The organism is Niabella drilacis, assembly GCF_900101395.1.
In the GTDB taxonomy this organism is placed as follows: Bacteria; Bacteroidota; Bacteroidia; order Chitinophagales; family Chitinophagaceae; genus Niabella; species Niabella drilacis.
Genome location: NZ_FMZO01000022.1, coordinates 14,935 through 37,466, shown reverse-complemented (window position 1 = coordinate 37,466; position 22,532 = coordinate 14,935). Strand labels below are relative to the sequence as shown.

The following is a 22,532-nucleotide window of genomic DNA, read 5'->3' as shown; positions in this document are numbered from 1 at the left end:
AGATGTTTGTTTATTGTTTGGAAATACTGTTCCGGTTCTCGTCCCGCTTTATCCATTGCTGCCATTGCGCTGGCGTAAGCACGGCCTTTTGCTTTTTACGGGCCTCTTTTTTTAAAGACGCCATACGGATCTTTTTTTCATCTGCAGATAGCGCCGGATCCTGCCTTATGGAACGGGCTTTTGCTTTAAAGTCCATTCTCAGCGTGTCCAGTTTTTGCTGCTGCACTGCAGAAAGGTTTAACCCCGCTGCCCTTTCGCGCACGCCTCCGGGTAGCGTACTACGGTCTTTATCACCGCCGGCTGAACTGCGCTGCTGATCTACCGTAACGCGGACCTGTTTGTTCCGGGCGCGGCTTTCCTCCTTCCATATTCGCTGCTGCTCAGGGGTCAGGATATCATTTCTTTTCTGAGCTTGCTGCTGCTGAAGTACCTGCAATTTTTCTTTCTTTGCAGCACTTGTCAATGTGGTATCGTTGCGGATCACAGCAAGCGCCGCCCGTCCCTCTTTCTGCAGGGCCACCAGCCGGTTCTTCTGATCGGCTGTCAGCCCCAGTTTCAAATAACTGCTGTATTGCTCCCGTTTTGATTCCATACGCCTCACCCCTTCATTAACCCTGGAGGGTATATCCTGTGCCACCCCGGGTATTGCCATTAAAAGCAGACCGGCCCAAAAAAAGAAGCTCCTGTTTAGTCGCAAACGCATTTATTTTTTCTTAGATGGGTTTTTAGAAAAATACCTGCTGTGTCCCTGTTAAATTTTTATAAACAGGTATTGGACGATGTTTTTACACAAAAGTTTAATAGTTCCGGAGCGGATTTTGAAATGGTGGAAGCTAATTTTGCAACCCATGAACCGGAGAAAATTTCTGAAATACAGCAGTATCCTGGGTGGGGCCGGGCTACTGACCGGGCTTTATACCTGGCAGGTAGAACCTTTCTGGCTGGAATTTACGCGGGTACCCATGCCGGTCAAAAACCTGCCGCCTGCCCTGGCCGGCAAAACGCTGATGCAGATCAGCGACATTCATATCGGAGTACACTCCCGCGACAGCTACCTGAAGGATTCATTTATAAAAGCCGCCGCATACCAGCCCGACTTTGTAGCCTATACCGGCGATTTTGTTACGTACAATGAGCCCCGCCAGCTGGATCAGCTGCAGGAACTGATGCGGCATGCGCCGCAGGGCCGTTTGGGCACCACGGCCGTCCTGGGCAATCATGATTACGGCGCTCGCTGGAAGGACAGCATCCTGGCCAATAATATTACAGCCATGCTGGAACAGATGCAGATCAGGGTACTCCGGAATGAGCAGCAGCAGTACTCCGGCCTGAATTTTATAGGCATCGATGATAAATGGGGAACGAATTTTAAGCCGGAAAAAGCGATGCGTTACTGGAACCGGCAGGAAGCCACCGTTGTACTATGTCACAACCCGGATGTAATGGATCTCCCGGTCTGGAATGGTTATAATGGGTGGGTGATCAGCGGCCACACCCACGGCGGGCAATGCAAGCCGCCCTTCCTGCCCCCGCCTTTATTGCCGGTCACCAATAAACGCTATGCCGCCGGGCAGATCGGCTTTGAGGACGGCCGTACGCTCTATATTAACCGGGCACTGGGCTTTACCTGGCAGGTTCGTTTTAATGTACGCCCGGAAATAACGGTCTTTGAACTGATCCGCGGCTGATCAGTGCGCAATGGGAATATTCCTATAAACGATGGTGCTGTACCCCTCCTTTTCAAACAGTACCCCGATGGTTTTCATGTTCGGAAGCACCAGGTCGGAATAAGCCGCGTAGCTGCTTCCCTTGTAACCGGCACCGGACGCGGCAACGGTAATGCTCCGGTACCAGGTCTTGCCACCATCCCTGCTGAGCCGCAGTGTCAGCTGATCCCTTTTGCTTTCATGCGCGGCATTTGAAAATGCAAGGATAGATGCTTTGCCGCTTCTGAAGGAGATCAGGCTGCCCTCATTCACCGGGTCCGGCAGGTTGGGGTCAAAATAAGTGGTATCCCATGTTTGGCCGCCATTGCTGCTAACGGATACGATCCGTCTTTTAACCGTTCCCGTTTGGTACCGGGAGTTCATGATAAGTTTGCCGTTACAGAGCGGGGCTGCCGTGGACTCGTTACTGCCCTTAATGGGAACATTTGCGCTTACTGAAAAGGTCTTGCCATGATCATCGGTAAAGAATCCATGCGCTACATAGTCTTCAAACTGTTGCTGCGGAGCGCCTTCAGAATGATTGGCGGCAATATACATCCTACCTTTATAGGGACCGTCTGCAAACTGCATGGCATGGCCGGGTGTATTGGCATAAGATCGCCAGTCTTCCTTAAAGTTGTATTTCGGGTTAAAACCCGGTTGCAACGGGCGGTGTACCTGCGTGGTAATGTTTACAGGAGCCGACCAGCTTTGGCCATTGTCGGTGGATGTAATGTACCCTACTTCGCGTACGCCTGCCCCCTGCCGGACGGCGGCCTCATGATGATTGCCGGTATTGTAAAAAAGGAAGATCCTCCCTTTTGGATATTTCGGATCGGTATAGTCCACCACAGGCGCCGGGTTACCGGCCTGCAGGGAATCGTTGTTCACCACCAGCTGAAGCGGCCCCCAGGTCTTTCCGCCATTGCGGCTGCGTTTTAACACAATATCCACATTTCCATAATCCCCGGCATTGTTGACCCTTCCTTCACAAAAAGCCAGCAGGGTGCCGTTAGGGGCTTTGATAATCGCCGGAATGCGATAGCTGGCATAGCCTTCTGCATTGGATTGGAATACGATGGTTTCTTCCTGGGCTTTACCGCCGATGATAACCAGCAATAGCAAGCTGGAGATAAGGAGCCTTTTATGCATAAGATTCTATTGGTGTTCAAATGTATTTATTTTAAAACAATGTTGCCCTTTATACAATCATCCCGTTTTAGGATTAAAGTGCCATGATGAAAATTAACTGCTGCATATTATTATTGCTCTCCTGTATATACTGCGTTGCGCAGGAGGAAAAGCTACCGGACATTGGTGTGAAGCTTAATCTGACAACAGCGGCCTCCGTTGTTGATTTTCCAACCCTGCAGTTGGGTGTTGAGAAATATATCGGGAATCATTTAAGTCTTTTTGCTGAGGCCGGTTATCAGCTTTATGCCCTCTGGGCACGGGATACTGCGTTTGTAAAAGAAAAAGGACTTAGAACCAATATGGAGCTACGTAAATACCTGAAAGAAAAATCCCGTGGCAGAAAGTTCTACGTAGGAGGCGCGCTGTTTTACCGGGGTAATACGGCAAATGACTGGACCTACAATGGCTTGACATCTCAAACGGAAAGCCGGAAGGACCGGAAAACAGACGCTTTCTGGTCTAAAAAGCGCACATTTGGTTGCAACGCTATTATGGGATTTGATTTCCTGTTTAAAAAATGGCTGCAGATGGAACTGTATGTGGGCATTGGCATTAAAAAGACAGCCACAAAAGATTTTGAACTGCAGGCAAATCAAATCACCAACAAAGGAAATGAAGATGTGATCGGGGCTATGCTTGCCCAGGACAATATGAGAAACGGATGGGGCCCGAATGCTACCCTGGGCGTGCGGATCGGTCGCTTTTTTTAGTCTAGTAATGGAAACTGTTTAAAGCTTGAAATAATTGTATCTTACACGCAACGGTTGCATGTACAAAACAGCTTCGATCTTGCTGTTGCCGGATAATGCTTAAAGCCGTTTTGATGAAGAAAAACTGTTTATGAAAAAAAGTAGCCTGTTTATTATTCCTTGTTGTTTGTTGTGCCTTCAAAGATGTGAACGCCCAGGAGGTGCAACAAAAGTACCAGACCGCACTAAAACTGAATAGGACTGCTGCGGCAGATGGTATTTCTTTTCCAACTATAAGAATCGCGTTGGAGCATGCCATTGCCCGGCGGGTATCGCTCTCCGGGGAATTGGGTTACCAGTTTTATTCCATAGAAGGAGAAGGTCCCGGTCCAGAATTTGCAAAAGAAAAAGGAATAAAGGCCAATCTTGAGCTGCGGCGGTATGCCCGCAGATCCCGCAGCCGAAAAATATACCCTCCGCTTACTGGTTTTACACCGGGTTAAATTTTTTGTATGCACAAAACCGGCGCAACCTGACGGCACACTATTACAAAAAAGATGATTATCTCGAACTTACTGACCGGTTCTATGCCCGGAAAACGATTACGGGTTTAAGCTTTGTTCTGGGATACCAGTTGGCGATCCGGTATCCGGCTTCACTAAAACCCGGCATTACCAAACAGTCGCGACATATACTTTTTGATTTTTACGGTAGCCTGGGGCCGGCCTACCGGAGCAATAAAAATTACAACCGTAACTACAATACTGCATCTGATTCATTACTTCGATCCCGGCATGTAAATCTGTCTGACGCAACCGTGAAGTCATACCTCGAAGAAAACAGCGGAGTCACATTTCGTCCGGCATTAGGCATCCGCATTGGCTACCGCCTGTAAAGCGGATATGCGTGGAGCACTAAAAAATGGCTTCAAGTTCTTGTAATGTATATACGATATACGTGGGTTTAAAATCCGGAGATTTATTTACGTGGTTGATGTACACCTGGTCCAGTCCTGCGTTTGCAGCCCCCATAATATCAGCCTCCAGGTCATCGCCCAGCATAATACTCTCCGTTTTTTGTGCCCCGGTTGCCGCCAATGCAAAATCAAAGATCTCTTTATTGGGTTTTAAACTATTGGAGCCTTCAGAAGTAACCACTTTATCAAAATAGTGATTGATCTTTGAATTGTTGATCTTATGATGCTGCACATCCTCAAACCCATTAGTGATCAGGTGCAGCCGGTAATTCTTTGAAGCAAGATACTCCAGGATCTCCGTGGCATACGGGAACAACGTATTGCGGGTGGGCAGCATTTCTAAAAAACGCCGGCTCATTTCCTGTGCCAGCGGCTCATCCCCGATCTTAAAATCCAGCAACGCCAGCTGCATCCGCTTTACCCGCAGCTCGGCTTGCTTAATAAAACCATTCCGGTACCGGGCCCAAAGCTTTGTATTATGTAACAGGTACTGCCGGTAGAAGCGGTCAAAATCGTCAACCCCCCGTTCTTCAAGTTTTAGCGTTTCATACAGGTCCTGTAAGGTCAGCTTTGCGTTGGTATCAAAATCCCACAAGGTATGATCCAGGTCAAAAAACAGATGTTTATACTTCATGCCTGCAAAATACGAAAAAGACCAGGCTGTTTGGCAGGGAACAGCTGATGTTTTTGATCATGCCTAAACAAATACCCGTAAGGCCTGTGGCTATTATTCGTGTATTCATGGTGCAGGCTGTCTTACATAGATAATATTATTATAACACTACGGTAATAGTTCTGTTACACAGGCTACGGAAATTTGGAAAACAGAAATCATAATGTCCCAACGCCGTGTTGAAATAGCTGTTGTATCAGATCTGCATCTTGGAACTTACGCAAGCCGGGCAAGGGAGTTCACTGCCTATTTGAAAAGTATCGATCCGCGTGTATTGATCCTGAACGGGGATATGATCGACGGGTGGCAATTCAGTAAACGGTATTTCCCCCCCGACCATATTTCCGCCATTAAAGAAATATTCAATAAGCTTTCAACGGGCACCCGCGTGATCTATATCACCGGTAATCACGATGATTGTATGCGGCGCTATTCCGACCTGGAACTGGGTAATTTTCTGCTAACGGATAAAGTGGTGATCGAGATCAATGGGAAAAAAGTCTGGATCTTTCATGGGGATGTGTTTGACCATACCACTACCCGGCAGGCAAAATTCTGGGGAAAGCTGGGCAGCAACGGCTATGCCACACTGCTGGTGTTCAATAAATGGATGAACGCAGTATCTCATTTTTTCGGAAGAGAAAAACTGTCGCTCTCCCGCAAGGTTATGGAGCAGTTCCATAAACGGATCGTGAATATTGACGCTTTTGAAACAAAAATTGCAGAACTGGCCATTGAAAAAAGATTCGATACGGTCATTTGCGGTCATATTCACCAGCCGCAGAAAAAAGAAGTACGCACCGAAAAGGGAACGGTAAATTACCTGAATTCCGGCGACTGGATGGAGCACATGACCGCACTGGAATATTCCGGCAATCAATGGAGCCTGTATACCTATAACGAAAAAGAAATGAAGACCGAACGCGCAATAAAGGAAAAAACCAGGGCCACCGTGCTTACCAATGAGATCGCATTTTACTTACACGCACTATCCGATACCAATAATGAAAATTTTTTACGCCGTTCAGGCCACCGGTAACGGGCATATCAGCCGCGCTATGGAGCTGCTGCCCTATTTAAAACAATATGGAACCGTTGATATCTTCCTGAGCGGCAACAACAGCAACCTGAAACTGGATGCACCGGTTAAGTACCGGAGTAAGGGGCTAAGCCTCTACTATACCTGCAATGGAGGTCTTAATTACTGGAAGATAGCCCGGCATGTAAATCCCCTGGCTTTGAAAAAAGAGATACGCGCGCTGCCGGTAGAAGACTACGATTTTGTGATCAATGATTATGAGTACATCACCGCCGCAGCCTGCCGGTCAAAAAAGATTCCATCCGTAAACTTTGGGCACCAAGCCAGCTTCCAGAGCAATAAGGTACCCCGCCCCGGAGCTGTAAGCCGGCCGGGCGAATGGATGCTAAAAAACTATGCCCGGGGCGAACGCTATCTGGGCCTGCATTTTAAGCCCTATGACGATTTTATCCTTACCCCCGTTATCAAAAAAGAGATACGGGAAACAACACCGGCGGACCACGGGCACATCACCGTATACCTTCCATCCTACTGCGACCAGGAACTAAAACAGATCTTTTCAAAATTTAAAGATCACCGGTTCGAGATCTTCAGCCGGCAGGCCCGGGCAGTAACGGATACCGGCAATATCCGGCTGATACCGGTAGACCGGCAATTATTTAACACCAGCCTGATCCATTGCCGGGAAATCATTACCGGTGGCGGCTTTGAAACGCCTTCGGAAGCCCTCCACCTGGGCAAAAAAATAATGGCGATCCCCATTCGCGGGCAATATGAGCAATGCTGCAACGCCGCAGCGCTACAGGAAATGGGCGTAATGACCCTCTCTAAGATCGGGGGGGATTTTGACCTGCAGTTTGAAAAATGGCAGAACGAATACAAGCCCGTTCAAATGGACTATAGCAAAACCATCCCCCAAAGTATGGAGCGGTTGTTTGGGTGAGCCATGAACAACTGTTAGTGGTCAGCCACCAGTTATCGGCCGGCTCCATTAAACCACATTCAACGGATTTGGCGTTGAACCTTAAACTTTAAACAAAAACAGGAGCTGTCAGCACCCTTTAAACAATGTTCCACTACGTTAAACCAGGAACCCGCCTGCGATCTTTGAGAGATACACAGATCTGGCCCGACACATGGAACTGAAACTTTAAACAAACATCGGAGTCTTCAACCGTCAGTTTTCCGTTAAAAAAATGTGCTGCGGTTTTCTGTAACATTTTTCCGGGTATTGCGTGTAGTAGATATGCAAACCATTTCCAGGCCATTGTCTTTTTATAGCCGGGCCGCTCTATTTATCCTTTTATTTTTCGGCGCCCTGAGTGTAAACGCGCAAGGCGTGATCACCGGAAAGCTTGTCGATTCCGCTACAGGCAAGCCCCTGTATATGGCAACAGTTACCGTATTCAAAGCATCCGACACCACGGTGGTCACCTACCGGCTAAGCGGGGAAGACGGTTCCTTCCGCATCCCCGGCCTGGCCGCAGATCTGCCCTATCGCCTGATCGTTTCTTTTACCGGTTTTGGCGTATACCGCAAGGAGTTTCGCTTATCGGCCGCCGAACCCGGCCTCAACCTGGGAACGATCACCTTATTTCCGGATACAAAAGACCTGGATGAAGTGCTGGTTGTGGCCGAACGCCCGCCCATGGTGATCCGCAAAGACACCGTTGAATTTAATGCCAACGCCTTTAAAACCCTGCCTAATGCATTGGTGGAAGACCTGCTGAAGAAACTGCCCGGGGTACAGGTAGATAAACAGGGAAACATTATGGTAAACGGGAAGCGGGTAAACCGGATCCTCGTAGACGGGAAGAATTTCTTTGGCAGCGACCCAAAAATGGCTTCAAGAAATCTGCCTTCCAACGTCATTGACAAAATACAGGTAACCGATGATAAGGACGAGCTCCTTGAAAACGGCGATGACAACCTGAACAATGTAGGCAAGGTCATCAATCTTACCTTTAAGAAGGGCGTTAAAAAAGGACTGTTCGGCAAAGCCTATGCAGGCGGAGGCGGAGGTATAAACGGGAGCCGTTTTGAAGGAGGAGCAATTGCGAATATCTTCCGCGACACGCTGCAGGTAAGCCTGCTGGGATACAGCAATAACCTGAACCGGCCGGGCTTTGGATGGAGCGACCTCATGCAGACGGGTGGCTTAGGCCGTAACCGCGATGTTTCGGGCGGGGGCAACAACAGCAGTAACAACAGTAATTTTGGCTCCAATATTTCCATTAACGGGATCAACTTCGGCGGCATGTCTCGCCTGGGTGGGGTTACAACCAGTAATGGCCTCGGCTTTAACCTCAACCATTCGCCCAATAAGAAAAAGTCGTTTTTTGCGCAGTACTATTTTGGGCAGGTACATACAGATGCGGAAACAGATAACAACACCCGCATCTTTAACGGAGACACCATCATTACCAACAAATCCCTTTACAACACAGTGCTGCGGGGCAATACCCATACATTTGGCGCCGGGATGAACTTAAAACCGGATACCCTGACCACTATTACAGCCACGGCCAGCTATATCATTGGCGGAGAAAACAACCGGAGCAGGAACGATCAAAGCGGCACCAATAACTTCCTGGGCGACCTCAATAACGGGAACGTAAATATCAATGGCAACACCCGGAATAACATCCTGAGGGAAAGCTTCTCGCTGACCCGCCTGTCTAAAAACAAGACCGGCCGCCGCATCTCCTTTGCACAGGGTGTCGTATGGAACCGGAAGAACACGGATAGCTACACAGATGCCTTGATTCATTACTTATATCCCCGGCAGTTCGACAGCCTTACCAACCAGCTGCGGACAGAACAGGTTCCAACCTGGTTTGCCTATGCAGGCGTCAATTACAGGGAGCCCCTGGGCAAAAAATGGTTCCTTAGGGCAGGAACAAGATATGAGTATGAGAACCTGAAAAATGATGTGGCCACTTTTGATAAGGACGGTACCCGGTATGATCAGCAGAATAATGATCTGAGCAGCCTGTTCTTACGCAACAGCAATAAATACCAGGCCAGTACAGGACTTGAGTTTAAGCACAAAGGGCTTGCCATTACCCCCGGCGTACGCTACCAGTACCAGCAGTTTGAGAACAGGGTGTCCTATATCCCGGATCCGTTGATCCAGAAGCAAAGCAATGTATTACCGCAACTGGAGATCACCTATAAAAAATTAACCGTTAATTTTTCACGGGATGTACAGTTGCCGGAGTACCGTTACCTGATCCCCGTCCGCAATAATACCAACCCTTACGTAATTAACCTTGGCAATACCGGGCTCCTTCCGGCGATCATGAACCAGGTATCGGCCAACCTGAATACCTTCAATCCCAAAAACAACCTCAATGTATGGAGCTGGGGCGAAGCCTATATTGCCAACAATGATGTGATGCAAAGCATAACGGTGGATGAAAGCGGCATCCAGACCATACAACCCATAAATGCAGACGGCAGCAAACGTGTTGCCGCCAATTTCGGGCTCAACCAGGATATTAAATATAAGAACAGCTTCACTTTTTCCTGGAACGTAGGCACCTGGACGGAGTACCGTGAAAGCAAATTCTTTTACAACGGGGCCCTTGGCAATCAAAAGTGGCTGAACAGTAATGTATGGAGCAACCTGGGGTTCAACTGGGACGATAAGCTGGAAGTAAGACCCGCCTATTCTTTCTCTTATATGAGCGTAAAAAACACCAACCCCCGGTTTACCCCCGCCCGGAGCTTTGACCAGACATTGGGCACAGAACTCGTTTTCCGGTATATAAAGCATGTGATCTTTGATACCGAACTGCGCTACCTGAACAACAATGCCTTTGCCGATCCGCAATACCGGAGAATGTTTATGTGGAATGCCGGGGTGAATTTCACCTTCTTTAAGGATGAGCGTGCGGTGCTGCGCCTGTACGGCAATGACCTGCTGAACCAGACCCGTAATACCGATATCATTCCTTACCAGAATACGGTTCGTACTACCTACAGCAATATCCTGGGGCAGTACTTTCTGGCCACATTCACTTACAACCTGCGCCCGGCGGGCGCCAAAAAGAAAGTAGGCGGCGGCTGGTCGTTATGGTAATATAAAATAGTAAATACCCCCAAAGCTTCGGGGTAAAATGCAGCAATGATGATTTCATTGCGCAGGAAAATTACAGAGCGGTAACAGGATGGGTACTTTTACATTCAACATTTTATATTGGGTATTTTAAATTGATAAAGGGGCTGTCTCTGAAGAGCAGCCCCTTTTACTGATCGCGTTCTTAATCCTACTTTATTTCAAATACGGTATTTACAGTAAAGCTTAACTTGATCTTTTTAAAATCCAGGTCGGCATCGCCACCGGCCATATCGGCAGCTTCAGCCTTCATAGCATAGTTCCGGTACATTACAGGTTGCATAGGGCTATCGCCGCCATCCTGTATTTCCAGTACATTCCCCAGTGTACCGTCCAGTGCCTCTACCATATAGGTGGCTTTTTCTTTTGCTGCTTTCAGCGCTTTGATCTTCAGCTCCTTTTTCAGCGCTTCCATCTTTGAGTAGTCATAACTCTGGATACCGGTACTTTGAATTCCTTTGGAATCCACACCGCTCAGGATCTGGTCCAGTTTGTTCAGGTCGCTTACTTTTAAAAGGTACTGGCGGCTGGCCAGGAAATCGGGATTTTTCTTCTTCCCGGTAGTGTTGGCCCAGCTGTTCAGGTTACTGATGGTTAAGTGCTCTTTTGAAAAACCGGCCTTTTGTACGGCGGCAAACAACTGATTTTCTAATGTTGAAATATCTACCCTTTTTTTGCTGTTCCCGTTCTCCAAATATTCCTTCAGCGAAATGCTCACATAAATGATATCGGGCGTGATCTCGGTTTCTGCAGTACCGCTTACGGTGATTTTTCTTCTGAGGTCAACAGATTGCGCGCTTACGGTTCCCAAAGCCACCAGTGATAATAATGCGAATGCGAATAACTTTTTCATGTGTTTAAATTTTAAAAATGAATCATTCAATGAATAAGGTTGTTTAACTGCTTTAATGATGCGGAATGTTTTTCTGTTACACAACATCCTTTTCTCTTTAACGTTCTTTTTACAGGGATGTTGATGCGGATCAATCAGAACTTTTCAATAACGCCCAGGCCAAACAGGGCAAAATCATATTTTACCGGGTCACGGGGATCCAGTTGCCGCAGGTGTTCTGAAAGCTCCAGGGCGGCCTGCCAGTCATTACCAGGCCGTTGCAGCAGGTTAAAATGCCGGGCTACACGGGCCACGTGCAGGTCCAGCGGGCAAATCAGTTGCGAAGGGCTGATATCCTTCCACAAACCAAAATCCACGCCTCTTTTATTGCTGCGCACCATCCAGCGCAGGTACATATTCAGCCGTTTACAGGCCGATTTACGTTCGGGAGTTGCAATATGTTTTTGGGTACGTACCGGGTAATGTGGGAAGATCTTCGCATCGAAAAAGGAGCGGCGAAAGCCTGCCAGCGCCGGTTCCACAGTAGCATCGGCTGGTTGTAAATGTCTGCTGAAGGCGGTTTGCAGCGATGGCTGTTTTTGTGTTTTATAGTGGTGTTGTAAAACATCAAGAAAATGGAACAGGTCCGTTGCATTAAATGTACGGTGTACAAAATGCATCATTGGCTTCAGGTCGGCCTCTTCAAAGTTCATTACAAAATCGTAGGGAGCCTTGTCCATCAGCTGTAACAGCCGCTTGCAGGAGTTGATGATGCTTTTCCGGTTGCCCCAGGCCAGTATGGCGGCAAAGAAGCCGGCGATCTCAATGTCCTGCGGAGCCGAGAACAAATGCGGAATGGAGATCGGGTCGTCTGCAATAAAATCCGGCTGCTCGTAAGCATCCGCTTTTTTATTAAGAAATGCGCTTAGTGATCTTTCACTCATGGGGTGTTAAAAATATCTCCCCATTTTATGGAGAAGCCGGGCAGTATGGATACAGGGATATCTGTTTCTTCTGCATACACACCTGTTTGAAGGTATTTATTTTCTTCGGTTAAGATAAATATGGTAACGGAGCGGTCTACCGGCTCTATGATCCAGTATTCTTTTACCCCCGTTTCCTGGTAAAGATTATATTTAAAATTCCAGTCCCGTATGGCGGTACCCCGGGATACCACTTCAACGATCATATCCGGTGCGCCTACGCACCCGCGGTCATCCAGCTTTGAGGGATCACGGATCAGGCTGATATCCGGCTGTACCACGGTATAGGTCTTTTCATCAGTTGCAGTATCAGAAGAAGGAAAACGTACATCAAAGGGAGCAGGGTAAACATCGCAGGGTTTACCTGTAAGATATTGAAATAACTTACCACTGATTGCCATTACGATCCGCTGATGCTCCCGGGCAGGAGCCTGCGACATTTTTTGAAACAACTTTCCCTTTATAAGCTCTACATACTCGTCAAACTGCCATTTCAGATAGTCCGCATAAGAGTAGCGCTTATCCGGGTCCAGCTGGCGGATGTCCCTGATGATGCCGGGATTTAATTTTGCGATGCCCATACTGCTGCTATTTGTACAAAATTACAGATTTAGTTTTTCCTTTAACAACTTGTCAAAACCATCGCCTTTTATAAAGGCATAGGTTTTCTTATTGAGGTGATAAAATTTCAGCCAGCCATTTTCGGCTAATGCCGTAAGATCTGTTCTTGCTGTTTCCTTTGATACACCAAAGCCGGACCGCAGTTCGCGTATGGTTACGATCTTTTCCGGGTCATCGCTGATCCATTGAAGGGCGGTGGCCTGCCTTACATTCAATCCGTCGATCTTTATAAAGGGATTGCTTTCTTTTTCCTTATTGGTGCGTTGCAGGCTTTCCTTTAACGACCGGTCGGCCATACGGAGCGCCTGGATCATAAAATGAATAAAATAACCGGTATCGGCATTGGCAGTTGCCTGTAAAAAGGACTTTTGATACGGAGCCTTTAATTTAATAAGGATATTGGAAACCGCGGTATATTTTGTAACCCAGTAACCCTGGCGAAGCAGGTATGCGTACATCAGCAGCCGGGCCATGCGCCCGTTGCCATCCCTGAACGGGCGAATATATGTAACGAGGTAAGCAATGATACAGGCTTTTATTACCGGGTGAATGAAGAAGGGCTTTTTATCCTCGTTGATAAAGGCCTCCAGCCATTGCATCCAGGCTCCGATGGATTTTGCGTCCACCGCTTTGTAAGACGCTGCGCTTCCGATACCCGAAGCATCATATTTATTATTGGTCCGATAGCGACCGATCCCTTTTAATTTGATGGTATCTTTTGTCAGCAGCTGGTGCAGCTCCAGCAGCATGGCTTCGGAGAAAGGCTCCTGCCCCCACTCCGAAACCTTTTGCAGGCATTTATAAAGATTGACCACCACCTGTTCGGTCTCATTGGCAGTTGTTTTCTTTTTCAGCAGCAGCTCCCGCACCATCTTACGGGTAGCGGGGTATCCGGCCAGTTGTGCAGAAGCCATCGCTTCATCAAGGGCAGCTGTTACCAGGTAACGATGATCATTTTTCTGATCCATTACAGCGGAGATATTCCGTCCTCCTGCCAGGTGTACATCCAGGTCATGTAAAGCCGCTTCCATATCATTGGAAACAGACCAGGTAAATGACTGGTCAAAAATGACCAGGTTCCGTGTGAAACCCTGCACCCGGGCCTGCCGGGCAGCCTCCCAAATGGCCGTGTTGGAAAATGAGTCCGGCATCAGGGTCATATGCTGTACTTTTTCCCAATCGAGGTAACTGTTATTGATCTGGAGAATGGTTTGCGATAGCGCTGTTTGTTCTGCTTCCGGTAATTCCCTATTCATAAAATGATCCTTTAATTGACCAATTACCTGCAAGATAGTTGGTTTACAGGAGAGAATTTGCATTTTTTGAATAGCACCCAAAAAAATAACAAGCCGGATCAGCCCGGTTCAGCACCTGCTTATTTTAGGCGGGGATCTTAAAAAACAAAGGTGATGGATCACCCCGCCAGGATCCATCACCTGTAAATATATAGTGCCGTTCTGAGCGCCGCGTATAGCAACCCGCAGGTTAGCCAATGGCCTGCTTCAGATCTTCCACCAGGTCATCGGCATCTTCGATACCTACACTCAGCCGGATCAGGGAATCGCTTAATCCATTCTTAATGCGTTCCTCCCGCGGAATAGAGGCATGTGTCATCGATGCCGGGTGATTGATCAATGATTCCACTCCGCCCAGGCTTTCTGCCAGCGCAAATATTTTCGTAGCAGTCAGTACCTTCGTCGCAGCTTCCACCGAATCATCTTTCAGTTCAAAGCTCATCATCCCGCCAAAGTCGCGCATTTGTTTTTTTGCAACAGCGTATCCCGGCTGATCTTCAAAACCGCACCAGTATACTTTTTTAACCTTTTCATTCGCTGCCAGGAACTCCGCAACCTTTCTGCCATTTTCACAATGGCGTTGCAGGCGTACATGCAGGGTTTTAATACCGCGCAGCACCAGAAAGCAATCCATGGGGCCCGGTACCGCACCGCTGCTCTTCTGGATAAAGAACAGGCGTTCGCGCAGCTCATCACCGTTAAACATAAGTGCTCCCATCACCACATCGCTGTGACCTCCCAGGTATTTTGTAGCCGAGTGCATAACGATATCAGCACCCAGGTCTATCGGGTTCTGAAGATAAGGCGATGCAAAGGTATTGTCTACGCAAAGCAGGGCCCCGGCCTCTTTTGCAATAGTGGCAACCGCTGCAATATCGGTAATATTCATCAGCGGGTTGGTGGGCGTTTCGATCCAGATCAGCTTTGTTTGATCCGTTATTGCACCGGCTATATTTTCTGTATGGGTGGTATCTGTATAAATAAACCGGATACCGTAGTCTTCCCAGATCTTTGAGAACAAACGGTAAGTACCGCCATACATATCATTGGCGGCAATAACCTCATCACCGGGTTTTAATAATTTGATCACCGTTTCTGTAGCCGCCACTCCACTGCTGAACGCCAGGCCATGCCGGGCATTTTCCAGTGCGGCCAGCGATTGCTCCAGGGCCGTGCGGGTAGGGTTTCCCGCCCTTGAATAGTCATAACCCTGGTGTTGGTTGGGGCCCGATTGTACAAAGGTGGATGTTTGATAAATAGGGGTCATGATAGCACCGGTTGAAGGATCGGGCGCCACTCCTGCGTGAATGATCTTTGTGTTCAGCTTCATATTCCATCTGTTTTGCGGCACAAAGGTAGGCATTGCCGGCACTGAAACCATGACGACCTTTCATCAAAACTACGGAACGTTCGTAAACGAGCCATGGGCCTAATTAAGAAAGGCTTAACATTTTTTTTATAGAGAGACTGTAACAAATGAACAACTGGTGCGACTTATATATACAAACGCGTTTTAATGATTCTGTAAGGGATCGAAAAAAGTTAAAGGATGAGTTACTGTCAAAGAAAATTGGAAGTTTTACCCGGAGAAATCCGTCGTTCACCCCGTTTCTTTGGTATTTTACCACAAACCACTTGACAGATAGTGCAACCCGATACTACTTTTGATTTAACAAACCAATAAAAAATTTAAAACCGCCGCTAAGGCATAAAACCTTTTTAAAATGAAACTCTTTATTCTTACCGCCGCCCTTTCCCTTGGTTTAAACGCAATGACTGCTGTTGCAGCAAATCCCAATGTAAATGAGAAAGCATTAAAAACATTTAATGCTATCTTTACCAACGCACAGAATGTACAATGGAATACAACTGCTGATTACAATGAGGCCAGTTTCCGTTCCGGATCCATATCCACACGCGCTGTGATCGACAATAACGGGGCCCTGATCCGCACGATCAGGTACTATAAGGAGAACCAGCTTCCTTCTAATATCCTGTATAAGATAAAAAAGAAATATGATGGTAAAGAAATATACGGTATTACGGAAGTGACCAACGGGGAAGGAACCAGCTATAATATAATCGTTCGTGACGACCGGCATATTTATAACGTAGCTGCAGACAATAACGGAAGCGTTATGCAGACAGCAAAGTACAAAAGAGGGGATATCTGATATCGCTCTTTTCAACTCAGACATTTCTCATGTATAATACGGAGTGGAACATTCTTGTTCTCTCCCTTTTTTTTTATAGGGCTGCCGGTCCTAAGCGCAGGGAGCGAAGATTTTCGCAAGGGTTTGCCAGTACAGTCCTGCGGTTAGCATTCATATTGTTGCATTCTGTATTTTTGCGCGCGATAAATCAATACCCTATATATGAGAAAAAGAAACCTTCTACTGCTGTTGTTGCTGTTGCAATGCCTGCAGTATGCAAATGCGCAACAAAACATTCCGGAACATTGTCCTGATGCACAGCCCTCCTGGTACCTGGGTGCCCGCGGTGGTTATGTATTTAAGAACAACAGGCTGGCAGAAAATCCGCTTTACTATTTCAGCAGCGGGTACTTTGCGGAACTGAACGGCGGGTGGCGCCATAAGGCCTTTAGCTGGGAGCTGGCCCTGGGCACGCTCAATGTGCAGCGCAATAAAGCCGCTATGGAGTTTAACCCCGCAGCAGAAGATATCCTGAACGGGCTAAGCAATAAGGTAGTTTTTAAAAATGCACTGGATGCGGGGGAGCCGAATGGCCAGTATTACCAGATGCCCTCCGGTACTCAAACGCTTACATTAAGCAAAAACTACCGGAACTTTTATGCCCTTACCGGCCCCAGCCTCTGGCTGGGAAAAAGAAGGCTGCAGGTGAACCTGTATGCACAGGCCGGAGCAGCCCTGCAACGTTTTGGCTATTACTATGTAGCGGGCAACGGAACTTCCGCCAATACGTTTACCTACAACTATAATACGCCCACCAACCCACCCGTAACCGTGGGCAAGGCCAATGTATCTGTTAATGGCAACTATGCGCAGTACGCCATGAGCAAGACCTTTTATGACGACTATGTTGCCAGCGGCGCCAACGACCCGGGTAAGGTAAAAGAAAGATCCGCCGTACAATTCATTGCCCGGGGGGGTGCGGGTATCAACTATTTTGTATCGCCCGGGGTTTCTATCAATGCGGGGGCCGACTACTGGCATATGCCCTCCCCGGCAACAAAGAGCGCCCAATCTTTTAATGGCTCTGCAAGCGGCACCGTGCTTATGAACGGCAATGCCACGCCGGTAGCTTTTAATGATAAATCCGGTTATAGCAAGGATATAACCGGTGAAAAGCCCCTGCGTTTTATCAGCGCCAGCCTGGGGGTTAAAATATGGCTGGGCCGGTCCAAACCTGCAGCAGCGCCTGTTTTGCCGCCACCCGCGGCAATACCAGCGCCCCCGGTAGCCGTACGCAAAAACATCATCATAAAAGTAACCGACCAGCCCACGGGTCAGCCGCTTAAAGAGGTAGCGGTAAAAATAATTAAAGAGGGCAGCCATGAAGCATTTACCGCGGTTACGGATGCCAACGGCCTAATACCTGCCTATGCCAATGTACCGGCAGGGCGCTACCGGGTTATTGGTGAAAAGAACGGGATAAACACTACGGAGGCGGTGATCACAGAGGCAGATTTCAGAACAAGGAATACGACCATTATTAAAGAGCTGCAGCACAATGATACCCGGTTTACCCTCGAAGGCAAGACCATCAATAAGCAAACAAAAAACCTGCTGCCCTTTATACAAACCATGCTCACCAACGAAGCGCGGGCCTCTGTGCAGCAAAAAACATCCGACGCAAATGCAGCCTTTGTATACCTGCTTGATCCCAATACCGACTATACCTTATCGGCACAGCACAAAGGTTACTTTTCCAATAAAGAAAAGATCACTACAAAAGGGCTCGACAGAAGCAAGGTGATGTATGTAGACCTGGAGCTGGATGTAATGGAGTTTAAACAGGGTGCTTCCATTGTATTAAAAGATATTTTTTACGATTTTAATAAGGCCGATATCCGGCCGGATGCTGCTCTGGTGCTGGACAACCTGGTAAAAGCACTGAAAGAAAATCCCGCCATCCGCATAGAGCTTTCTTCCCATACCGACAGCAGGGGCAACGACAGCTATAACCTGAAACTTTCGCAAAAGAGGGCCGAAGCAGCAGTAAAATACCTTATCAGAAAGGGCATACAGGGTAGCCGCCTCCGGGCAAAGGGCTATGGTGAAACAAAGCTGGTAAACTATTGTGCAGATGGTATTTCCTGTACCGAGGAGCAGCATCAGCAAAACAGGAGAACGGAGATCCGGGTACTTGAATAATAAGTGGGATCCGATTACTCACAAAACACAACCGAATAAAAAAAGGGGCTGCATCAGGCCCCTTTTTTGTTGATAAGCCCGCACCATTATAGCCGTTGCCGGTTGCATTCAGCACTGTAGGTTTTGCATTGTTCTATAAGAAGAAACCGGCTGCATTACCAGGCCTACCCAGGGCACACGTTAGTCTTCCGGCGTGGGTTGATTAGCAACGGGCGCTTTTGTTACAGCCGGCTGCCAGCCCTGCTGCGGATCCAGCATCAACCTTATTTCTACCGGTTGCGGAAGCGATGGTTTTTCCTGTTTAGGCTGCGGTTTTACCAGCCGCTGCAATTTTACTTCAAGATAGCCCGTCATTTCAGGATCACCGGCATAAAACGCTGCTGCCTGCAACTGGTACTCCTTGCCCACGGGCGCTGGCAATAATTGCATACTATTGTTACGCTCGTGCAACAGCATGCCGTTTTTATGCACCCAGCTAAAAAACAGGTTGCCCTCATTGAGCTGCCGCAACGCAAAGCCCAGCGGGTGAATAACCATATTTACGGTTCCAAAATGTGCCACCATTTCCTGTATCGCGGCCCGCTTGTCTTCATCCACCGTTACGGCACTTGGTGTAATAATAAGCAGGTCACAGGTAAAATGCCGTTCCTCTGCAAACTGCTTTTTTACAAAGGCACTTCGCCGGGTACTTACTGATATAGTATAGCCAAAACAATAAATGATGAGTGGGTCCAGTTGGGTAGTGATCAGTTTTTTGATACAATGCACCGCATACTGTTCTTTGCTATTTAGCTGGTTGATGTAGTTCTTCATATGTTATTATTTAAAAATTAAAGAATGATTTAAAATTGATTTTGCAAATACATGCCTGGTTTAAGGCGGCCGTTAACATGGGTTACCTCCCGCACATTGATCAGGTGCGCCGCCTCCATTAATTGTACCAGGTGCAGGTAAAGATCCATTGCCTCCAGCTCACCGGGGTCAACAAAAAAGGTGTATGCACGCTCCGGTATAGCCTGCAGGCAGGCCTTCCATTGTTGGGGCGACTGAAATTTAAAGAAATGGCGCAGGGCCCGGTAAGGGTTCTTATACTCCTCCACTGACAGTACGCGGGGAAAGCTGGTCCAGCAATACCCTTCATCCCCCGGCTCATCGCAGTACAGTGGGCGGTGCATCAGTGCCTCCTCCAGCACTACCCCTGTTCTGTTCTTTATAAGATACGCAGCCAGCATTACGGAGCGTATGATTTTAAAGCACCGGTACACCCCCGCGGGATCTGTTTTTTTATAGATTGCTACTTTTGTTACATGCAGCAGTACATCCCGGATCATATCCCGGTAAAAAGAAACAGAAGTGTTACTAAAACACCCGGCAAATACCTGGTAGGGGTCACGAATGGGCTGGCCGTACCAGCAGGTAGTCTTAAACGGGTCTTTGTTATTTTTGTTTTTCATATGTTTTGTTTTTGGAGTTAAATAGTAGTGGCTGTTGGCATTTCATCGGGCGCCGTGCCGGCTGGGTCAGCGGGCGGGCCCGCCTTCACAATGGAAAGGAAAGGGGGCGATACACTCTTGTGCGCCGTGCCCCGCAGTTTTAAAAACCACCGGTTAAACCAATACTGGTGGTATTGGTCCCGCCACAGAACATGGTTATGGATCATGGCTTCATCCTCCTCCGGGAACAAACCGTTGATGGCATCCATTCCCTTAAACACCTTACGGATCTGTTCCGGCGTATAATGCTGCCGGCCGTAGCCATGGGCAATAAAATAATCAATAAGGCAGGCCTGCACCATGTCCCGCTGTTCACAGTCGGCCCCTTCACAACCAAGGTTCTCCATAAAATCCTGCAGGACACGCTCCGGCGGCACTTCCACGAGACGGCACAGCAGCAAAAACTGGTAAGGGAGTATAAAATGATATTGTGCAAAGCGCTCATAGTGTCCGGTTTGCCATTCCATACCCGGTGGATTATGGCCTTTTGAATTGGTGTTGCTCTTTTTCATGATCTTGTTTTTTAAAACAGGTTTGTGTAGTAGATGCGGAAGTTTTGATAATCTCCGCTTAAAAGACGGCTGGAGTTTTAACAGGTTATCCTTTATGGCAGTTGTTGCAGCAAGGCATCAATAACAGTGCATTTAGGATAGTGAGGCATTTTATTAAGAACTATCGTATCGCATAAAAGAATAAGCTTTTACTAACATTTGTATAGAAAATCGATACTAAAATACAAATAAACCGATAACCCTCCAAATAAAAATATATTTTTTTTACCTTTCTTGTCGCTTAACCCTAATAAGTGTATAGAAAACCCTAATAATCAATGACCAAACTTGGACTTTATTTGGCCCAGAAATCGGTAAACAAATCGGAAGTAGCACGCAAAACCGGTCTTTCAAAGGCAAGAATGAATGAATTAACGCTCAATGAGCGGAGCCATTTAAGAGCTGATGAACTGTACCTGATTGCAATGGCTATTGATGTAAGGCCCATCGAGCTGCTGGAGTATGTGTGCGGGGGAATGAGGCTGCAGAAATAAGCGGCCGTTATTAGAATAAAACAGGCAGAGCGGTTGCATTAAAAGCAGAGGTATTCAAATGGAAGGCAACATCAATCCTCCGCCATTAACCAAGCGGCTTCCAGCAGTTTGCTGAGGTAAAACCAATGGGAGAAGAGGTCTATTTCCATACCAATGGGCCGGTCTGTTACACAATGATAAAACATAAGATGAAGCCCGGCGGTCCACTCCTGCCGGGTTTGATAACCGAAAAATGCTTTCAGCGCTTCATACAGGTTGCGATGTTCCGCCCCGGATATAAAGTAGGAAGTAAAACATGTTTGTTCCTCCCTGCCGGGCTGCCGGTCCTCTTGCTTCGGATGCTGCTGCTGCCCAGCCACCGGCCCCTGCATACCGTGCCGGTAAATATAATGAGCGGCCGCTATAACGGAGTGCAGGGCCATAAATGCACAGCAGACGCGGTACACGGGTATTTCCTTTTGGGGTTCAAACTGCTCAATAAAGAGCAATACATGCAGCAGCATTTTGCGCAATGCATCAATATCCCCTGCGTGTTCAAAACAAAGAAAAAACACACGATAGGGATTGGTGGTGGCTTCCAAACACCAGCTTTCTGTATGAAAGGGATCTGCGGTTTTCATTGTTTTCATGGGTTTTAATTTTTGAGCGTTTTTACATTAGTGACAGTACTGTTGCCTGGGGATCGGGAAGATCAGGGGCCACCGGCGGGCGGTATTACCCTTTCTTCCTGCGGAGACGACCTGTTAGGTCTGTACGCGGCGGAAAACAGACCTAACAGGTCGTCTCTGCAGCGCCGGGGAAGGCGGTAATGATCTCCCCCGCGGCATCCGTAATTACGGTTATGGTGCTCACCGGCTGGCCGCGGCTGTTATACCCGATGGTGCTGCCTATATCCTGCACGCGCTGCCAGTGGCCACTTTGCCCCAGTTGTTGGGCGGGCTGCTGGTACGCATCTTTTATAGCGGCTACAATGGCGGGTATGGGGATGGTAAATTTGCCGGCCAGCGGGTGGCGGGCTACCTTATGGTAATGGCGCTCCAATATATGGGCCAGGGCCTTTACGCCCAGGTACCAACTTTTGCGCAGCAGCTTTTTACGGTTTTTTACGGGTAGCTGGCGCAGGTGCCCCTCCTGTAATTGCTGCAGCCAGGTTTGGGTATCTGCCAGTAAAAAGAGCACGGGCAGCCATTGCTCTTCATTAAAAGTGGGGGTGTTTGCTGGTGTAGTAACGGCGTGCATAGTAGTGGTTTTAGCAACTGGAAATTTTTAATGCCGGACCACCGCACGCATAAAGAAGCGTGGGTTAGTCCTTATTGTTCCTAAAGGGCTACGACACCCCGACAACGAAATAAGAACGCCCACGCTTTAATCTTTAAATATATGCTATATAATAAAGATAAACATGAGCGATTTACCTATCATCCCGTCGTCATAAAAAGTCGTAGAATTTAGGAACGGAAATAAAGCAAATACGCTAAGTATTTTGCAGTCTATAACTAAGTACTATTTAT

23 protein-coding genes are annotated in these 22,532 nt (G+C 47.7%); 10 read left to right on the top strand and 13 right to left on the bottom strand.

The genetic code is table 11. From position 1 onward, the window contains the following. Positions 1 to 10 precede the first annotated feature (10 nt). Complete coding sequence (locus BLS44_RS23580) at positions 11 to 703, bottom strand: hypothetical protein (protein WP_143019906.1); 693 nt, start codon at positions 701 to 703, stop codon at positions 11 to 13. Between the two features lie 145 nt (positions 704 to 848). Between BLS44_RS23580 and BLS44_RS23575 the strand changes: the two genes are divergently transcribed. Then, on the top strand, positions 849 to 1,688 hold the full coding sequence (locus BLS44_RS23575) for a metallophosphoesterase (RefSeq protein WP_090393125.1): 840 nt from the start codon (positions 849 to 851) through the stop codon (positions 1,686 to 1,688). Here BLS44_RS23575 and BLS44_RS23570 read toward each other — a convergent pair whose 3' ends face one another. Continuing rightward, a complete protein-coding gene (locus BLS44_RS23570) occupies positions 1,689 to 2,858 on the bottom strand; it encodes a sialidase family protein (protein ID WP_090393074.1) in 1,170 nt (389 codons plus the stop codon). Positions 2,859 to 2,941: 83 nt separating this feature from the next. On the opposite strand from BLS44_RS23570, the gene BLS44_RS23565 reads away from it, so the two are divergent. The 3 genes from BLS44_RS23565 to BLS44_RS26985 all read left to right on the top strand — a co-directional run bounded on the left by BLS44_RS23565 (position 2,942) and on the right by BLS44_RS26985 (position 4,484). Then, positions 2,942 to 3,610 (top strand): DUF3575 domain-containing protein, encoded by a 669-nt coding sequence (locus BLS44_RS23565; protein WP_090393073.1) that lies wholly within the window; start codon positions 2,942 to 2,944, stop codon positions 3,608 to 3,610. Between the two features lie 185 nt (positions 3,611 to 3,795). Next, on the top strand, positions 3,796 to 4,092 hold the full coding sequence (locus BLS44_RS26990) for a hypothetical protein (protein WP_245729383.1): 297 nt from the start codon (positions 3,796 to 3,798) through the stop codon (positions 4,090 to 4,092). Positions 4,093 to 4,097: 5 nt separating this feature from the next. Continuing rightward, positions 4,098 to 4,484: a hypothetical protein gene (locus BLS44_RS26985; protein ID WP_245729381.1), complete on the top strand. Its 387-nt coding sequence runs from the start codon at positions 4,098 to 4,100 to the stop codon at positions 4,482 to 4,484. A 19-nt stretch (positions 4,485 to 4,503) separates the two neighbouring features. Here BLS44_RS26985 and BLS44_RS23550 read toward each other — a convergent pair whose 3' ends face one another. Then, positions 4,504 to 5,199, bottom strand: coding sequence for a YjjG family noncanonical pyrimidine nucleotidase (locus tag BLS44_RS23550; RefSeq protein ID WP_090393070.1), 696 nt, complete (start codon positions 5,197 to 5,199; stop codon positions 4,504 to 4,506). A gap of 202 nt (positions 5,200 to 5,401) precedes the next feature. On the opposite strand from BLS44_RS23550, the gene BLS44_RS23545 reads away from it, so the two are divergent. The 3 genes from BLS44_RS23545 to BLS44_RS23535 all read left to right on the top strand — a co-directional run bounded on the left by BLS44_RS23545 (position 5,402) and on the right by BLS44_RS23535 (position 10,361). Continuing rightward, the gene (locus tag BLS44_RS23545) at positions 5,402 to 6,277 is read left to right on the top strand and encodes a UDP-2,3-diacylglucosamine diphosphatase (RefSeq protein WP_090393068.1); all 876 of its coding nucleotides are present in this window, start codon (positions 5,402 to 5,404) and stop codon (positions 6,275 to 6,277) included. Next, positions 6,243 to 7,220, top strand: a complete 978-nt coding sequence (locus BLS44_RS23540; protein WP_090393066.1) for a glycosyltransferase family protein — start codon at positions 6,243 to 6,245, stop codon at positions 7,218 to 7,220. The genes BLS44_RS23545 and BLS44_RS23540 overlap by 35 nt, the downstream gene beginning before the upstream one ends. A gap of 255 nt (positions 7,221 to 7,475) precedes the next feature. After that, positions 7,476 to 10,361 (top strand): TonB-dependent receptor, encoded by a 2,886-nt coding sequence (locus tag BLS44_RS23535; protein WP_245729379.1) that lies wholly within the window; start codon positions 7,476 to 7,478, stop codon positions 10,359 to 10,361. A gap of 187 nt (positions 10,362 to 10,548) precedes the next feature. On the opposite strand, the gene BLS44_RS23530 is transcribed toward BLS44_RS23535, so the two are convergent. The 5 genes from BLS44_RS23530 to BLS44_RS23510 form a co-directional block, all read right to left on the bottom strand. Then, positions 10,549 to 11,250, bottom strand: a complete 702-nt coding sequence (locus BLS44_RS23530) for an SIMPL domain-containing protein (RefSeq protein ID WP_090393064.1) — start codon at positions 11,248 to 11,250, stop codon at positions 10,549 to 10,551. Between the two features lie 134 nt (positions 11,251 to 11,384). Then, positions 11,385 to 12,173 (bottom strand): TIGR02757 family protein, encoded by a 789-nt coding sequence (locus BLS44_RS23525; protein WP_090393062.1) that lies wholly within the window; start codon positions 12,171 to 12,173, stop codon positions 11,385 to 11,387. Beyond that, complete coding sequence (locus BLS44_RS23520; protein ID WP_090393060.1) at positions 12,170 to 12,793, bottom strand: Uma2 family endonuclease; 624 nt, start codon at positions 12,791 to 12,793, stop codon at positions 12,170 to 12,172. Before BLS44_RS23520 ends, BLS44_RS23525 begins: the two co-directional genes overlap by 4 nt. A gap of 21 nt (positions 12,794 to 12,814) precedes the next feature. Beyond that, a complete protein-coding gene (locus tag BLS44_RS23515) occupies positions 12,815 to 14,089 on the bottom strand; it encodes a Fic family protein (protein WP_090393058.1) in 1,275 nt (424 codons plus the stop codon). Between the two features lie 229 nt (positions 14,090 to 14,318). Further along, positions 14,319 to 15,458 (bottom strand): cystathionine gamma-synthase, encoded by a 1,140-nt coding sequence (locus tag BLS44_RS23510; RefSeq protein WP_090393121.1) that lies wholly within the window; start codon positions 15,456 to 15,458, stop codon positions 14,319 to 14,321. Positions 15,459 to 15,852: 394 nt separating this feature from the next. On the opposite strand from BLS44_RS23510, the gene BLS44_RS23505 reads away from it, so the two are divergent. Beyond that, the gene (locus tag BLS44_RS23505) at positions 15,853 to 16,302 is read left to right on the top strand and encodes a hypothetical protein (RefSeq protein WP_090393057.1); all 450 of its coding nucleotides are present in this window, start codon (positions 15,853 to 15,855) and stop codon (positions 16,300 to 16,302) included. Between the two features lie 201 nt (positions 16,303 to 16,503). Beyond that, positions 16,504 to 18,483 carry an OmpA family protein gene (locus BLS44_RS23500; protein WP_090393054.1) on the top strand — a complete coding sequence of 660 codons (1,980 nt, stop codon included), beginning with the start codon at positions 16,504 to 16,506 and terminating at the stop codon, positions 18,481 to 18,483. 180 nt (positions 18,484 to 18,663) lie between these two features. Here the strand turns inward: BLS44_RS23500 and BLS44_RS23495 are convergent, their stop codons facing one another. From BLS44_RS23495 to BLS44_RS23485, 3 genes are read right to left on the bottom strand one after another with little or no spacing between them, the layout of a single operon-like run. Beyond that, positions 18,664 to 19,296 (bottom strand): hypothetical protein, encoded by a 633-nt coding sequence (locus BLS44_RS23495; RefSeq protein ID WP_090393052.1) that lies wholly within the window; start codon positions 19,294 to 19,296, stop codon positions 18,664 to 18,666. A gap of 29 nt (positions 19,297 to 19,325) precedes the next feature. Further along, positions 19,326 to 19,937, bottom strand: coding sequence for a hypothetical protein (locus tag BLS44_RS23490; RefSeq protein ID WP_090393050.1), 612 nt, complete (start codon positions 19,935 to 19,937; stop codon positions 19,326 to 19,328). 17 nt (positions 19,938 to 19,954) lie between these two features. Continuing rightward, positions 19,955 to 20,488, bottom strand: a complete 534-nt coding sequence (locus BLS44_RS23485; RefSeq protein ID WP_090393048.1) for a hypothetical protein — start codon at positions 20,486 to 20,488, stop codon at positions 19,955 to 19,957. Positions 20,489 to 20,805: 317 nt separating this feature from the next. Here BLS44_RS23485 and BLS44_RS23480 point away from each other — a divergent pair, with 317 nt between their 5' ends. Beyond that, positions 20,806 to 21,021 carry a helix-turn-helix domain-containing protein gene (locus tag BLS44_RS23480; RefSeq protein WP_090393046.1) on the top strand — a complete coding sequence of 72 codons (216 nt, stop codon included), beginning with the start codon at positions 20,806 to 20,808 and terminating at the stop codon, positions 21,019 to 21,021. Positions 21,022 to 21,092: 71 nt separating this feature from the next. Here the strand turns inward: BLS44_RS23480 and BLS44_RS23475 are convergent, their stop codons facing one another. Beyond that, entirely contained in the window at positions 21,093 to 21,650 is a 558-nt protein-coding gene (locus tag BLS44_RS23475; RefSeq protein WP_090393044.1) for a hypothetical protein, read from the bottom strand. 142 nt (positions 21,651 to 21,792) lie between these two features. Next, complete coding sequence (locus tag BLS44_RS23470) at positions 21,793 to 22,260, bottom strand: EndoU domain-containing protein (protein ID WP_090393042.1); 468 nt, start codon at positions 22,258 to 22,260, stop codon at positions 21,793 to 21,795. Between the last annotated feature and the right edge of the window lie 272 nt (positions 22,261 to 22,532).

What these genes read in the sequence shown, in the direction of transcription:
- BLS44_RS23505 (WP_090393057.1), top strand. Translation starts at nt 15,853, where the DNA reads ATGAAACTCTTTATTCTTACCGCCGCCCTTTCCCTTGGTTTAAACGCA.
- BLS44_RS23570 (WP_090393074.1), bottom strand. Translation starts at nt 2,858, where the DNA reads ATGCATAAAAGGCTCCTTATCTCCAGCTTGCTATTGCTGGTTATCATC.
- BLS44_RS23530 (WP_090393064.1), bottom strand. Translation starts at nt 11,250, where the DNA reads ATGAAAAAGTTATTCGCATTCGCATTATTATCACTGGTGGCTTTGGGA.
- BLS44_RS23495 (WP_090393052.1), bottom strand. Translation starts at nt 19,296, where the DNA reads ATGAAGAACTACATCAACCAGCTAAATAGCAAAGAACAGTATGCGGTG.
- BLS44_RS23485 (WP_090393048.1), bottom strand. Translation starts at nt 20,488, where the DNA reads ATGAAAAAGAGCAACACCAATTCAAAAGGCCATAATCCACCGGGTATG.
- BLS44_RS23520 (WP_090393060.1), bottom strand. Translation starts at nt 12,793, where the DNA reads ATGGGCATCGCAAAATTAAATCCCGGCATCATCAGGGACATCCGCCAG.
- BLS44_RS23575 (WP_090393125.1), top strand. Translation starts at nt 849, where the DNA reads ATGAACCGGAGAAAATTTCTGAAATACAGCAGTATCCTGGGTGGGGCC.
- BLS44_RS23550 (WP_090393070.1), bottom strand. Translation starts at nt 5,199, where the DNA reads ATGAAGTATAAACATCTGTTTTTTGACCTGGATCATACCTTGTGGGAT.
- BLS44_RS23500 (WP_090393054.1), top strand. Translation starts at nt 16,504, where the DNA reads ATGAGAAAAAGAAACCTTCTACTGCTGTTGTTGCTGTTGCAATGCCTG.
- BLS44_RS23475 (WP_090393044.1), bottom strand. Translation starts at nt 21,650, where the DNA reads ATGAAAACAATGAAAACCGCAGATCCCTTTCATACAGAAAGCTGGTGT.
- BLS44_RS23510 (WP_090393121.1), bottom strand. Translation starts at nt 15,458, where the DNA reads ATGAAGCTGAACACAAAGATCATTCACGCAGGAGTGGCGCCCGATCCT.
- BLS44_RS23515 (WP_090393058.1), bottom strand. Translation starts at nt 14,089, where the DNA reads ATGAATAGGGAATTACCGGAAGCAGAACAAACAGCGCTATCGCAAACC.
- BLS44_RS23480 (WP_090393046.1), top strand. Translation starts at nt 20,806, where the DNA reads ATGACCAAACTTGGACTTTATTTGGCCCAGAAATCGGTAAACAAATCG.
- BLS44_RS23565 (WP_090393073.1), top strand. Translation starts at nt 2,942, where the DNA reads ATGATGAAAATTAACTGCTGCATATTATTATTGCTCTCCTGTATATAC.
- BLS44_RS23545 (WP_090393068.1), top strand. Translation starts at nt 5,402, where the DNA reads ATGTCCCAACGCCGTGTTGAAATAGCTGTTGTATCAGATCTGCATCTT.
- BLS44_RS23525 (WP_090393062.1), bottom strand. Translation starts at nt 12,173, where the DNA reads ATGAGTGAAAGATCACTAAGCGCATTTCTTAATAAAAAAGCGGATGCT.
- BLS44_RS23580 (WP_143019906.1), bottom strand. Translation starts at nt 703, where the DNA reads ATGCGTTTGCGACTAAACAGGAGCTTCTTTTTTTGGGCCGGTCTGCTT.
- BLS44_RS23470 (WP_090393042.1), bottom strand. Translation starts at nt 22,260, where the DNA reads ATGCACGCCGTTACTACACCAGCAAACACCCCCACTTTTAATGAAGAG.
- BLS44_RS23490 (WP_090393050.1), bottom strand. Translation starts at nt 19,937, where the DNA reads ATGAAAAACAAAAATAACAAAGACCCGTTTAAGACTACCTGCTGGTAC.
- BLS44_RS23540 (WP_090393066.1), top strand. Translation starts at nt 6,243, where the DNA reads ATGAAAATTTTTTACGCCGTTCAGGCCACCGGTAACGGGCATATCAGC.